At 67.7% G+C, this 15,032-nt stretch carries 2 protein-coding genes; both read right to left on the reverse strand.

What is annotated here, in order from left to right; all coding sequences use genetic code 11:
• Positions 1–285: 285 nt before the first annotated feature.
• Positions 286–8,139, reverse strand: coding sequence for a non-ribosomal peptide synthetase (locus tag ABIB24_RS26430; protein ID WP_354317678.1), 7,854 nt, complete (start codon positions 8,137–8,139; stop codon positions 286–288).
• A gap of 1 nt (position 8,140) precedes the next feature.
• Positions 8,141–14,608, reverse strand: coding sequence for a non-ribosomal peptide synthetase (locus tag ABIB24_RS26435; protein WP_354317680.1), 6,468 nt, complete (start codon positions 14,606–14,608; stop codon positions 8,141–8,143).
• Between the last annotated feature and the right edge of the window lie 424 nt (positions 14,609–15,032).

The raw sequence follows: 15,032 nt of genomic DNA on the forward strand, positions 1-15,032 counted from the left end.
GCGTCGCCTGCTTCGCGGGCGCGCCCGCGAACACCGGCGTAGCCGGTGCCATCCACCGCGTCGCCTGCTTCGCGGGCATGCCCGCTCCCACAGGGACTCCACCAGCTGAAGGAATACGCCGTACCTGTGGGAGCGGGTTTACCCGCGAACACCGGCGCAGCCGGTGCCATCCACCGCGTCGCCTGCTTCGCGGGTGAACCCGCTCCCACAAGGACCCCACCAGCTGAAGGATGCCTCATATCTGTGGGAAAGGGTTTACCCACATGCACGGATCACATCAGGGCCTCAGGAAATCAGCTCATCGAGCTCTTCCATGCTCAGGCTATCAAGCAGCGCCAGGGATCTGGCCAACTGGTCCTGGGTGGAATCGACCACGGGCGCCCTGGTCTCCAGCTGGCGACTGAAGTCAGCCAGCACCGGGAACTCGAAGAGTTCTTTCAATTCGGCCACTACCCCCGCCTGCTCCCGGATGCGCACGATCACCGAGGTGGCCAGCAAGGAGTGCCCGCCAAGCTCGAAGAAGTTGTCACCCAGGCCAACCTTCTCCAGCTGCAGCACATCGGCCCAGATCGCCGCGATCTGCTCTTCCAGATCACTCCGCGGCGCGACGTACTCGCTCTGCGACTGGCTGGCATCCGGCTGCGGCAGGGCCTTGCGGTCCAGCTTGCCGTTCGGCGTCACCGGCAGCTTGCCGAGCAGCAGCAGGTGCGCCGGCACCATGTAGTCCGGCAAACCGGCCTTCAGCGCCTCGCGCAGGCTGTCGCGCAATGCGCCTTCGTCTTGCGTGCTGTCGACGGGCACCACATAGCCCACCAGCTGCTTGCCGCTTGGCCCGTCCTGAGCCAGTACCACAGCTTCCTGCACACTCGGCAGTTCCAATAGACGCGCCTCGATCTCGCCCAGTTCGATGCGCAGGCCGCGGATTTTCACTTGGTGGTCGATGCGCCCGGCGTAGTCGATCACGCCATCGGCGCGGTAGCGCGCCAGGTCGCCGGTGCGGTACAGGCGCCCGCCGTTGTCGCTGAACGGGTCCGGCACGAAGCGTTCGGCGGTCAGCGCCGGGCGCTGGTGGTAACCACGGGCCAGGCCGACACCACCGAGGTACAGCTCGCCAGCACTGCCGCGCACCGCCGGTTGCAGGCTGCCTTCGAGGATGTGGGTCTTGAGGTTGTCGATCGGCTGGCCGATCGGCACGCTGATGCTTTCGTCCGGCTGGCAGGTCCAATGGGTCACGTCGATCGCCGCTTCGGTCGGGCCGTACAGGTTGTACAGGCCCGCCGCCGGCAGGCGTTGCAGGGTCTGGCGGGCCAGTTCGGCCGGCAACGCCTCACCGCTGCACACCACGCGCTTGAGGCTGATGCAGCTTTCGACCGCTTCGTGGGTCATGAACGCCTGCAGCATCGACGGCACGAAGTGCAGCGTACTGATGCCGTGGTGGTTGATGGCTTCGACCAGCAGCTGCGGGTCGCGGTGCGCGCCCGGGTGGGCCATGACCAGGCGTGCGCCGGTCATCAGCGGCCAGAAGAACTCCCACACCGACACGTCGAAGCTGAACGGGGTTTTCTGCAACACGCTGTCGCTGGCGTCCAGCCCGTAGGCTTTCTGCATCCAGCACAGCCGGTTGACCAGCGCCTGATGGCTGTTGCCAGCGCCCTTCGGGCGACCGGTGGAGCCGGAGGTGTAGATCACGTAGGCGAGGTTCTGCGGGGCCACGTCGATGTTCGGGTTGGCATCGCTGTAGCCGTCGAAATTCTCGGTGTCCAGGTCCAGGCTGCGCAGGCCGGCCGGGATCGGCAGGGTCTCGCGCAAGTGCGACTGGGTCAGCAGCAAGGCGATGCCGCTGTCCTCGAACATGTAGCTCAGGCGGTCCTGTGGATATTCCGGGTCCAGCGGCACATAGGCACCACCGGCCTTCACGATACCCAGCAGGCCGATGACCATCTCCAGGCTGCGTTCCATGGCGATGCCTACCAGCACATCCGGCCCGACGCCCTGCTCACGCAGCTTGTGCGCCAGTTGATTGCTACGGCGGTTAAGCTCGGCATAGCTCAGGGTCTGCTCGCCAAACACCAGCGCCGGAGCGTGCGGGGTGGCAAACACCTGGGCTTCGATCAGCTGATGAATGCTGCGCTCGTGCGGGTACGCTGCCTGGGTTTCGTTCCAGCCTTCGACCATCTGTTGCTGTTCTGGCAGGCCCAGCATTGGCAGCTCGCCCACCACCGCGTCGGCATTCTCCACCAGCGCCTGCAGCAGGTTGGCAAAGTAGCCAGCCAGGCGGCCAACGCTCTCGTCGCTCCACAGCGCACGGTCGTGGCTGTACTGCACCGACAGCGTGGTGCCCAGTTCCACCACCAGGGTCAGCGGGTAATTGGTCTGCTCCTGCACGGCCACGTCGCCGAAGCGCAGGCCACCGGGCGCGCCCTGTTGCAGCGCCTCGGCCACCGGGTAGTTCTCGAACACCAGGATGCTGTCGAACAAGGCGTCACCGCCCTGCCCCGCCCAGCGCTGCACATCGTACAGCGGGGTGTGCTCGAACTCGCGCACGGCCAGGTTGCCGGCCTGCACCTGGCCGATCCACTCGGCCACGGTCTGCTCGGCACGCGGGGCGCCGATCACCGGCAAGGTGTTGATGAACAGGCCGATCTGCTCCTCCACCCCCGGCAGGTCTGCCGGGCGGCCGGCGACCGTGGCGCCGAAGCACACGCTGGCCTGGCCGGTGCAGCGCTGCAACAGCAGCAGCCAGGCCGATTGCACCAAGGTGTTGACCGTGACCCGGTTGGCCCGGGCGAAGGCTTCGATGCGTGCGGTTTGCTCAGGGTCGAAGGCCAGGCGGTGGTCGCCATGACCGCTACCGCTTGCGCCTGCACTGCCGGCGATGGCCTGGGCCAGGCGGGTCGGCTCGTCCAGGGCCGCAAGCTGGGCTTTCCAGAAGGCTTCGGCAACGGCCGCGTCCTGGCCCTGCAGCCAGGCGATGTAGTCGCGGTAGTGCGTAGCCTGTGCCTGCGGCGCCAGGCCGGCATAGCGCTGGAGCACTTCGCCCAACAGGCGCGAGGTGCTCCAGCCGTCCATCAGGATGTGGTGGTTGGTGTAGATCAGGTGGTGGCGGGTATCGCCCGTGCGTACCAGTACCAGGCGCAGCAGCGGCGCGGCAGCAAGGTCGAAACCGCGCTGGCGCTCACCCTCGGCCAGGGCCTGCAATGCCTGCTCCAGCGCCGGCTGGCCACGCCAGTCATGCTCGCTGCACGGCAATTCGACGGCCTTGCGTACCACCTGTACGGCCTGCTCCAGTTCGCCTTGCAAGACGAAACCGCTGCGCAGGATGTCGTGGGCATCGAGCGTGGCCTGCCACGCCTGCTGGAAACGCTGCACATCCAGCCCCTCCACATCCACGCGCAGCTGGTTGATGTAGTTGCCGGCCTGCTGGTCGTAAAGGGTGTGGAACAACATGCCCTGCTGCATGGGTGACAGCGGGTACACATCGGCGATCTGCCCGGGCTCCAGCGGCAGGCTGTCCAGTTGCGCCTGGGTCAGCTCAGCCAGCGGGAAGTCCGACGGCGTCACGCCCTGGTGCCGCGCATCGCAGCAGTGCTCGACCAGCTCTGCCAAGGCCTGCCCGTAGGCCTGGGCCAGCTTCTCGATGGTGGCCGGGTGATGAACGTCGGCGCTGTAGGTCCACTCCAGGAACAGCTCGCCGCCGTACACCTGGCCGGTGATGCTCAGCCAGTTGCCCAGTTGTGCGCCGGCACATTGGGTACGGCCTGCGCTTTCCCCGCTCGGGGTGAACAGGGCGCCGGCCTCGGCATCGAAGCTGGCATCGAACTGGCCCAGGTAGTTGAAGGTGACACGGGCCTGGGCGGCGCGCTCGAGCCGGTCACGCACTTCAGCGTCGCCGTAGTAACGCAGCAAGCCGTAGCCGAGGCCCTTGTCCGGCACGCCGCGCAGTTGCTCCTTGATCGCCTTGATCGACTGGCCCAGGTCCTGGCCGGGTGTGAGGCGCACCGGGAACAGGCTGGTGAACCAGCCCAGGGTGCGGCTGAGGTCGAGGTCGTCGAACAGGTCTTCGCGGCCATGGCCCTCCAGCAGTACCTGCACGTTGTCCTGTGCGCTCCACTGGCACAGCGTGCGCGCCAGCGCGGTCAGCAGCAGGTCGTTGATCTGCGTGCGGTAGGCCGCCGGGGCCTGTTTCAGCAGCTTGGCGGTGCGCTCGGCATCCAGCCTTGTGGCGGCGGTACGGGCATGGGTGTTGGCCAGGCTGCCCTGCGGGTTGTCACGCGGCAGTTCGGCGTGGTCGCCGGCCAGCGCCTGCAGCCAGTAGTCGTGCTGTGCTTGCAATGCGGGGCTGCCGGCATGGCTGGCCAGGCGCTCGGCCCAGGCCTTCACCGAGGTGGTCTTGGCGGGCAGGCTCACGGTCTGACCATTCAGCAATTGCCGGTAGGCCGCTTGCAGGTCTTCCAGCAACACCCGCCACGACACACCGTCGACCACCAAGTGATGGACCACCAGCAGCAGGCGCTGCTGGCCATCGGCGAAATCGAACAGTTCGGCACGCAGCAGCGGCCCGTGCTCCAGGTTCAGGCTGGCCTGCACCTGGTTGCCGGCGGCGTCCAGCTCATTCAGTGCGGCCAGGTTGCGCTGGCGCAGCAGTGGTGCATTGTCCAGCGGCTGGAAGCGCGCCTGCCACTGGCTTTCGCCACGGCTGAAGCGCAGGCGCAGGGCATCGTGCTGCTCGACCACGGCGCGCAGGGCTGCCTCCAGGTGTTGCACCTGAACCGGGCTGGCAGGCTTGAGCAGCACCGACTGGTTCCAATGCGCCGGCTGGGCGATCTCCATCTCGAAGAAACGCGCCTGGGCCGGCAGCAACGCCACCTCGCCGCTGGTGGCGGTGTCCACGGCTGCGGTCGCAACCGCTTGCTTGGCCTCGATGCGCTTGGCTACCTGGGCCAGCTGGGCGATGGTCTGTTGTTCGAACAACTGCTTGGGGGTGATCCTGATGCCCTGGCGTTTGGCCCGGGCGATGATCTGCAGGCTGAGGATCGAGTCGCCGCCCAGTTCGAAGAAGTTGTCGGTGCTGCCGACCTGCTCCAGCTTGAGCACATCGGCCCACACTGCGGCCAGCTTCTCCTCGATATCGCCTTGCGGCGCCACATAGCCACGGCTGACCGCGCCTGGTGCCGGCAAGGCACGCTTGTCGAGCTTGCCGTTGGCGGTCAGAGGCAGGCGCTCCAGCAGCAGTATCTGCGCCGGCACCATGTAGTCCGGCAGGCGTGCCTGCAATTGCGCCTGCAGTTGCTGCACGGTCACGCCTGCGTCGGCAACACCGTAGGCCACCAGCTGCAAGCGCTCGGCATCGCCCTCCAGTGGCAAGGCCAGTACCGCGGCCTCGTTGACACCGGGCAGGCCGGCCAGCACCCGGCCGACTTCACCTGGCTCCACGCGATAGCCACGGATCTTCACCTGGTCGTCGGCACGGCCGATGAACTCGACCAGGCCATCGGCAGTCAGCCGCGCGCGATCACCGGTGCGGTACAAGCGGGCACCACCCTCGGTCGGCACGAAGCGTTCGGCGGTCAACGCTGGCTGGCCCAGGTAGCCCTGGGCGACGCCTTGCCCGCCCAGGTAAAGCTCACCGGGCACCTGCGCCGCCAACGGGTTGAGGTAGCCATCCAGCACCTGGGCGCAGGCGTTGCCCAGCGGGCGCCCGACCGGCACCGTGCGGCAACCTGGCATCGGCTGCCCCGGCTCGAAGGTGAGCACGCCGACAGTGGTTTCGGTCGGGCCGTAGTGGTTGATGACCCGGCAGGCCGGGCGCAGTTCGCGGATTTTTTCCAACAGGCCCCAGCTGCATGCCTCACCACCAAGGATCAATGCCTCGGCGGGCAGCACATCGGCGGCGCGGGCCGCTTGCAGCAAGCCTTGCAGGTGGCTCGGCACCAGCTTGAGCACGCCGACCTGGTGCTGCGCCATGTAGCTGGCGAAGCCATCCGGGTCGAACGCCAGTTCCTGTGGCAACAGGTGCAGCAGGCGACCCGAAGCCAGGGCACCGAACAGCACGGTGTGGCCCAGGTCGGCCGCGGTGGTGGACACCATCGCCATGCTTGCCGCGGCTGGCAGTTGCAGGCGCTCCAGCACCGCCTGGGTGTAGCTGGCCAGCGCCCCGTGGCTGACTACCACGCCTTTCGGCTGGCCGGTCGAGCCCGAGGTGTAGATCAGATAGGCCGGTTGTTCGGCGGCGATAGCCACCTCGACCGGGCTGTCGCTGCAGGTTGCCCAGGCGGTGTGATCGCAGGCAATCAGCTGCACGCCGTCCAGGCCGGCGAAGCGCTGGTCGCCCGGCTCATGCAGGAGTACGGCGGCGCCACTGTCGGCAATCAGTTGTTGCAGGCGCTCCTGCGGCTGCTGGGTGTCCAGCGGCAGGTAGGCGGCGCCGGTCTTGAGTACTGCGAGCAAGGCGCCGACCCACTCGATGGAGCGCGGCAGGCACAGGGCGACGATGCTGCCGGCACCGACGCCGTGCTGGCGCAGGTAGTCGGCCAGGCGGTTGGACGCCGCCTCCAGCCCGGCCTGGGTCATGAACCGGTCACCGGCGCGCACACCGCCGTGGGCCTGGCCTTGCGCCATTGCCTGGCGCCACAAAGCGAGGAAGTTGCCGTGCGGGTAGGCCTGCGTGGCTGCCGGCAGCAGCGTCGCCACTTGCGGGCTGTCGACGATCGCCTGCTGCGGGTCACGGATCAGCGCATCCAGCACCTGGCGCAGCGAAGCGGCCATGCGTTCGATGGTGGCCTGCTCGAACAGGTCGGTGGCATAGGTGAAGTAGCCTTCGATGCCGTCGGCCTTGTCGGAGAAGTCGAACGCCAGGTCGAAGCGGGCATCGCCGCCGTCACGGGCAAAGCCTTCCACCTCCAGCGCGCCTAGGCGCTTGCGCCCTGCATCGCTGGCGGCCACGTGCTGGTTGATCTTGAACTGGAACAGCGGGTTGTGGGCCAGGTTGCGCTCGGGCAGCAAGGCATCGACCAGGTGCTCGAACGGCAGTTCCTGGTGCGACTGGGCGCCGCCGATCACGTCTTTTACCTGCTCCAGCAACGCGGCGAAGGTGGCGCGCTCGTCCACCTGCACGCGCAGCACCTGGGTGTTGATGAAGAAGCCGATCAGGCCTTCCAGCTCCTTGCGGTTGCGCCCGGCGTTCGGGGCGCCGATGCGGATGTCGGCCTGGCCGCTGTAGCGCGACAGCACCACCGCCATGGCCGCCAGTACCAGCACGAACAACGTGTGGCCACCCTTGCGCGCCTGGCTGCGCAGGGCCTCGGCCTGTTCGGCGCCGATGTCCACGCGCACCACCGCGCCACGCTGGCTGGGCGTGGCCGGGCGCTCGAAGTCCAGCGGCAGGCTCAGCACCGGCTGCTCGTCGCCCAGCTGGGCCTGCCAGTAGGCCAGCTGGCGCTGCGCTTCACCGGCCTCGAGCCAGGCGCGCTGCCAGATGGCGTAGTCAGCGTACTGGATCGGCAACGCCGGCAATTCGGCCTGCCGGCCTTCGGCCAGGGCGCTGTACAGCTGGATGAATTCCTGCACCAGCACATCGCTGGACCAGCCGTCGGAGATGATGTGGTGCATGCTCAGCGCCAGCACGTGGTGATCGGCGGCCACGCGCAGCAGGGTCACCCGCAGCAGCGGGCCGGCCAGCAGGTCGAAGGGCTGCTTGAGGGCGGCGTCCACGGCCACGCTCAGCGCTGCCTCGTCGGCGGCACCGTCGAACATCACCCGTTCCAGCGCCAGCGGGCAGTGTTCGAGGATTTCCTGATAGAACTCGCCCTCCTCCGAGACGAAGCGCGTGCGCAGCGACTCGTGGCGTTGCACCAGCGCATCCAGCGCCTGCTGCAGCACCGCCTGGTCCAGCGCGCCCTTCAGGCGTACTGCCATCGGCACGTTGTAGGCCGGGCTGTCGGGCTCCAGCTGCCAGAGAAACAGCAGGCGTTGCTGGGCGTACGACAGCGGAATGCGCGCCAGGCCCTGGCGCGCGGGCACGATGGGCAGCAGGCGGAAGCTCTGCCCGGTGGCTTGCATCTTTTCCAGGATCTGCTGGCGTTGCTCCACGGGGAGGCCAACGAAACGTTGGGCGATGCGTTGTGCGGCAGTGAGTTCCATGTCAGGCCTCTGTGAATGCATTCATCATTTGTTCGATATCGCTCAGGCCATCGTCGGAGAGCGACAGGCCCTGCTCGTCCAGTGCCTGGGCGAACGCGCGTAGTTCGGGGTGGCTGAAGATCAGCCGCAGGGGTATGTCCAGCCCCAGCTCGACGTTGATCCGCGACACTGCCTGGGCCGCCAGCAAGGAGTGGCCGCCCAGCTCGAAGAAGTTGTCGTTCAGGCCGACCCGGGCAACGTTCAGCAACTGCGCCCAGATGTTCGCCAGCTGCTGCTGCCGCTCGCTCTGCGGCGCCTGGTAGTCATGCTGTGGCTGGTTCGGGTCGGGCAGCGGCAGGGCCTTGCGGTCGAGTTTGCCGCTGGGGGTCAGCGGCATGCTCGGCAGGGTCACCAGGTAGGCCGGTATCATGTAGTCCGGCAGGCTGGCCTTGAGGTACTGCTTCAGGGCCTGGCGCAGATCGCCGCGGTAGCCTTCGGCCGGCACCGCATAGGCGCACAGCTGCTTGCCACTGGGCAGGTCGATGGCCAGCACGGTGGCTTCGCGAACGTCCGGGTGCGCCCGCAGGTACTGCTCGATCTCGCCCAGCTCGATACGGAAGCCGCGCACCTTCACCTGGTGGTCGACCCGGCCGCGATAGGCCAGCTGGCCGTTTTCGTCGTAGCAGCCGAGGTCGCCGGTGCGGTACAGGCGGCCACCGCCAACCGGGTCGAACGGGTCGGGGATGAAACGCTCGGCGGTGAGTGACGGCCGCTGGTGATAACCGCGCGCCAGGCAACCTGCCCCGCCGATGAACAGCTCGCCGGGCACGCCCACCGGTGTCGGCGCCAGTCCATCGTCCAGAGCATGCAGGGTACGCCCCGGCAAGGCACGGCCGATCGGTACGCCGCCCAGGCTGATCTGCTCCACGGTCATCTGCGAACAATCGTAGGTGGTGGCGACCACGGTGGCTTCGGTCGGGCCGTAGGTGTTCAGCAGGCGCACTGCTGGCGGGCCATCGGCCAGCCAGGCGCGCAGGGCATCTTCCGGCACCGCCTCTCCCCCCACGTGAATCTGTTTGAGCCGGCCATAGGCCTCGGGGGCCCGGCGTTCCAGCGCCAGCAGGCGCCAGTAGGCCGCCGGCAGGTCGGCCACGGTCACGCCGTGGCGGTTGATCTCGTCCAGCAGGGTGGCGGTGTCCCACAGCCGCAGGTCGCGCAGCACCACACAGGCGCCCTGGGCCAGCGGCGGGAAGAACTGCTCGATGAAGCCATCGAAGCTGATGGTGGCGAACTGCAGCACGCGATCGCTCGGGGTGAGGCGCGAATAGTCGCCGGCCACCTGGCAGAACAGCGACAGGGCCTGGTGGTCGATGGCCACGCCCTTGGGCATGCCGGTGGAGCCGGAGGTGTAGATGACGTAGGCGAGGTTGTGCGGCGCCGCCAGGTTGGCCAGCGGCTCGGCGGGCCAGGCGTGCAGCCACTCGGTGCCCGGTTCCAGTACCACGCAGGGCAGTTGCTTGCCCAGTTGCAGGCGCTCACGCGAGGGCGCGTCGGCCAGCAGCAGGCCGATATTGCTGTCCTCGACCATGTAGGCCAGGCGTTCTTGCGGGTAGTCCGGGTCCAGCGGCACATAGGCGCCACCCGCCTTGTGAATGGCGATCAGCGCCAGGGCCATGCCCAGGCCGCGCTCGACAGCCACGCCAACCAGGCAGTCCGGCCCAACGCCCAGCGCCCGCAGGCGGTGGGCCAACTGGTTGCTGCTGCGGTCCAGTTCGGCGTAGGTCATCTGCTGGTCGTCGAAGATCAGCGCCAGCGCATCCGGCCGCTCGTGGGCCTGGAGTGACAGCAGTTGGTGCGCACACAAGCCGCTGCCAGCCTGGGGCGCCGGATTCCAGCCGTGGGTCAGCTGCTGGCGTTCGGCACTGCCAAGCAAGTCCAGCTCGGCAATGCAGCGCTGTGGCTCGGCGCAGATGGCTTCCAGCAGTGCTTGCCAATGCCCGGCCATGCGCTCGATACGTGCGGCATCGAACAGGTCGGTGGAATAGTTGAACGAGGCAGTCACGCCGTCGGAGCGCTCCAGGGTATTGAGCGAAATGTCGTACTGCGCGCCCGGCTCCAGCAGGTCCACTTCCTTGACCTGCAGACCGTGCAGGGCATCGCTGGATACCTGCTCACCAAGGTCGCGCAGGTGGTTGTACAGCACCTGGAAGAACGGGTTCACACCTTGGCCACGGTCGGGGTACAGCGCCTCGGCTACCTCGAGGAACGGCACGTCCTTGTTGGCCTGGGCCTGCAAGGTGGTTTCCTTGATGGCCGCCAGCAACTGCGCGAAAGGCTGGCTGCCATCGACACTGATACGGGCCACCACCACGTTGATGAAGAAGCCGATCAGCCCTTCCAGCTCCAGGCGGTTGCGGTTGGTGACCGGCACGCCGATGTTGAGCGTGCCCTTGCGGCTGTAGCGCGACAGCACGATGGCATAGGCCGCCAGGAACACATGGAACAGCGTGGCGTTGGATGCCACCGCCAGTGCTCGCAGGCGCTCGGTGAGGGCCTGTGGCAGGCGCACGTCGAAGCGGCTGCCCTGGTAGCTTTTGACCTGCGGGCGAATGCGGTCGGCAGGCAGTTCCAGCACTTCGAAGTCATCTTCCAGGCGGGCCTTCCAGTAGTCGATCTGCGCCTGCATCTGCCCCTCGGCCAGCCACTTGCGCTGCCAGGCGGCGAAGTCGGCGTACTGCACCGGCAGTGGCTCGATGGTTTGCGCCTGACCCGTGGCGGCGGCGTTGTAGGCGGCGGCGAATTCGCGCACCAGCAGGCTCATGGACCAGCCATCGGAGACGATATGGTGCAAGGTCAGCGACAGCAGGTGCTCCTGCGCATGCACCTTGAACAAGCGTGCGCGCAGCAGCGGGCCGTGCTCCAGGTCGAACGGGACGAAGGCTTCGGCTTCCAGCTTGCGCATCTGCGCGGCGTGGTCCTGGCCGCTGAGGTCTTCGAAACCGATCGGTACCGTGGCGGCCGGCAGGATGCGCTGCCAGGGCAGGCCGTCGGCCTCGACGAACACCGTGCGCAACGATTCGTGGCGGGTTACCAAGGCATCCAGCGCAGCCTGCACGGCGCAGTGGTCGAGGTGGCCCTGCATGCGCACGGCCATCGGCGTGTTGTAGGCCAGGCTTTCGGGGTTGAGCTTCCAGAACAGCCACTGGCGGTTTTGCGAGCGGGACACCGGCAGCGGTTGCTGGCGGTCGAGGATCTCGATGTCCAGGCCTGCGCCCTGCTCGCCTTCGGCCACTGCCTGGGCAAAGGCCTGCAGGTCGACGGTGTCGAACAGGCTGCGCAGCGGGATATCCACGCCCAATTGCTTGCGTATCCGCGATACCGCCTGGGTGGCCAGCAGCGAATGGCCACCAAGGGCAAAGAAGTTGTCGCCCAGGCCTACCTGCGGTACTTGCAGGACTTGCGCCCAGATCTGCGCCAATTGCGTTTGCAGCGGGGTCTGCGGCGCTTGATAGGCCACCTGGGTGGCGACGGGTTCCGGCAGCGCCTTGACGTCGACCTTGCCGTTGACCGTGACCGGCAGGTGCTCCAGCACTATCAGGTGGGTCGGCACCATATGTTCGGGCAGCAGGCTCTTGAGGCTGGCGCGGATCGATTCCTGCCAGGCCAGGCTGTCGGCCGGCATCTGGCTGGGCACCAGCCAGGCAGCCAGTTGCAGCTGCGGCGCCTGGCCATGCACGCGCACTAGGGCATTGGCGACACCGCCCAGGGCACGCAGCTGGTTTTCGATTTCGGCCAGTTCCACGCGATAGCCACGGACCTTCACCTGGCCATCCATGCGCCCGGCGAACTGCAGGTCGCTGCCTTGGCGAACCCAGTCACCGCTGCGGTACAGGCGCTGGCCGTGGCTGCCGTTCGGGTCGGGGACGAAGCGCTCGGCGGTGAGTGCCGGGCGGTTCAGGTAGCCACGGGCCAGGCCGGCGCCACCGATGTACAGCTCGCCCTTGGCTTTGGCCGGCAGGGGTTGCAGGCAGCGGTCGAGCACCGCGACGCGGGTGTTGGCCAGGGGCTGGCCGAGGCTGGCCTGCCCGTTCAGTTCGGCGACCAGCACACCGACGGTGGTTTCGGTCGGGCCGTAGTGGTTGAACACCTTGAGCGCCGGGGCCAGGTTGCGGACCTTGCCCAGCAGGCTCGGGCTGATGGCCTCGCCGCCGAGCACCAGGCACTGTGCCGGCAGCGCCGAGCGGCCGGCTACCAACATGGCTTCCAGGTGCGACGGTACGATCTTCAGCGCGTCTACCTGGTGCTCGGCCAGGTAGGCGGCGAAGCCTTCGGCATCCAGCACCTGCTCGCGTAGTAGCAAATGCAGGGTATGGCCGCCGCACAAGGCGCCGAACAGCATGGTGTGGCCGAGGTCGGCAGCCGGGGTCGAGACCTGGGCCATGCTGCGGATACGCTCGAGCGGCAGGCGCGCGGCGATGCCTTCGACGTAGTTGGCCAGGGCGCCGTGGCTGATCGCCACGCCTTTGGGCTGGCCGGTGGTGCCGGAGGTGTAGATCACGTAGGCCAGGTTGGCCGGCGTCGGGGCGATGCGGGCGGCGCTACCGTTGTAGGTTTGCGCCCAGTCCAGGCGCTGCACGCCCTCGGGCAGTTCGGCCTGCCAGTTACCGGGCGCCAGTACCAGGCGCGTGCCGCTGTCGGCAAGCATGTAGGCCAAGCGTTCGGCCGGCTGCTCGGGCTCCAGTGGCAGGTAGGCGCCACCGGCCTTGAGCACGCCGAGGATACTGGCGAGCATGCCGACACTGCGGTCGGCCAGCACGCCGACCAGTGTGTCCGGCCCTGCTCCGGCTTCCACCAGCCGGCCTGCAATGGCCTCGGCGCGGGCATCGAGTTCGGCGAAGCTGGCCTGCTCACCCGCAGCCATCACCGCCGTGCGTTCGGGGTGGCGGCTGGCGGCCAAGGCAAAACGCTGGTGGACCAGCAGCGTTGCGTCAGCCTGCGCAGGCGCGCCAATGGCAGGGGCCAGGCCTGGCAATGGCAGCTCCCCGACTGCGCCACCCGCTTCGTCGGCCAATGCCTGCACCAGGGCCAGCCACTGCTCGCCAAGGGCTTCGACGGTGGCCGTATCGAACACGTCGGTCGCATAGGTGAACGCTGCGTGCAGCTGCCCCGCTCGCTCATGGGTGTCCAGCGCGAGGTCGAAGCGGGCGCTGTGCTTTGCCAGCACGACAGGCGCCAGGCTCAGGCCGGAGCGGGTCTCGATGGCCTGCACATCCGCCACCTGCGCCTGGTGGTTGAACAGCACGCGGAACAGCGGGCTCTCGCTGCTGCGCGGCAGGTCCAGGGCTTCGACCAGTTGCTCGAACGGCAGGTCCTGGTGGCTTTGCGCGCCTACGGCGGTTTCGCGCACGCGCTGGAGCAGGCCGGTGATGTCCAGCAGCGGGTCGATTTCGGTGTGCAGTACCTGGGTATTGATGAAGCAGCCGATCAGCCCTTGGCTTTCGCCGCGGTTGCGGTTGGCGATGGGCACGCCGACACGGATCGCCGACTGACCGCTGTAACGCTGCAGCAGCAGCTTGAAGGCGGCCAGCAGGACCATGAACAGGGTGACGTTATGCTTGCGTGCCAGGCCGCGCAGCCGTTCGGCGACATCTGCAGCGATAGGGAACTCGTGACGTGCGCCGCGATAGCTGGGGCGGCCCTGGCGGCTGCGGTCCAGTGGCAGCTCCAGCGGCGAATGGTCGTCGCCCAGGCGCGCCTGCCAGTAGGCCAGCTGGCGCTCCTGCTCACCGGCCTGGAGCCAGCTGCGCTGCCACAGGGCGTAGTCGCGGTACTGGATCGGCAGCGGTTCCAGGCGGGCTTCGCTGCCGGCCACGGCGGCGTCGTACAGGTGCAGGAATTCGTCGATCAGCACGTTCATCGACCAGCCGTCGGCGACGATGTGGTGCAGGGTGAGCAGCAGGATGTGCTCCTGTGCCGCCAGTTGCAGCAGGCGCACCCGCAGCAGTGGGCCGCTGGCCAGGTCGAAGGGGGCCAGGGCTTCGGCTTCGGCGATGGTTTCGATGGCGGCCTGACGGGCGCCTTCGTCCAGGCCGGCCAGGGCATCCTGGTGCAGCTGCAACGGGGCAGCGCTGGCATCGACCTGCTGGCGCACGTCATCGCCGTCGGCGACGAAGCGGGTGCGCAGGGTTTCGTGGCGGGCCACCAGGGCATCGAAGGCATGCTGCAGGGCTGCCAGGTCCAGCGGGCCATTCAGGCGCACGGCCATGGGCAGGTTGTACGCCGCACCTTGCGGGTCGAGCTGCCAGAGGAACCACATGCGCCGCTGGGCGTACGACAGCTGGTCACGCTCGGCCACCTCTACCCCGGGCGCAATCGGCAGCACGGAAAAATCCATGCCCTCGCCCTGCAGCGCCTTGAGGAACAGGCGGCGCTTGTCGGGGCTGAGTTCGATGAAGCGGCGGGCGAGCTTGAGCGTTTGGTCGGCATTCATGTCGAGCGGTGTCCTGGCAGTCGAGCGGTAACTGTCAGACGAAGGCATGGGGGGTTGATTTAGTGGCGCCGACCTTAGGCCCAGCACCATCCCTGTGGGAGCGGGCGTGCCCGCGAAACAGGCGACGGGGTGGCTGGCACCGGCTGCGCCGGTGTTCGCGGGTAAACCCGCTCCCACACCGACCGCGCAGGTTTCAAGGTCTCTGAGCAAGGCCATAACCGCTACAGGAATGGCGCCAGCCAGGACGGGACGCTACCCCCGTGGGAGATTGCCCAGCCCTTTTGGGCTGCGCTGTCGCGCAGAGAACAAATATCGCTCGCCTGACGCGTCCGTTGTAGGAGCAGCCTTGTGGTGGGGGGGGGGGGGGGGGGGCCAAACAAACCCGAGTTGAGGGGAAGGGCCGGCGCCACCACCACCGCCGAGA

It is taken from the genome of Pseudomonas sp. UYEF17 (genome assembly GCF_040546125.1).
GTDB lineage: Bacteria > Pseudomonadota > Gammaproteobacteria > Pseudomonadales > Pseudomonadaceae > Aquipseudomonas > Aquipseudomonas putida_Z.

What these genes read in the sequence shown, in the direction of transcription:
- ABIB24_RS26435 (WP_354317680.1), bottom strand. Translation starts at nt 14,608, where the DNA reads ATGAATGCCGACCAAACGCTCAAGCTCGCCCGCCGCTTCATCGAACTC.
- ABIB24_RS26430 (WP_354317678.1), bottom strand. Translation starts at nt 8,139, where the DNA reads ATGGAACTCACTGCCGCACAACGCATCGCCCAACGTTTCGTTGGCCTC.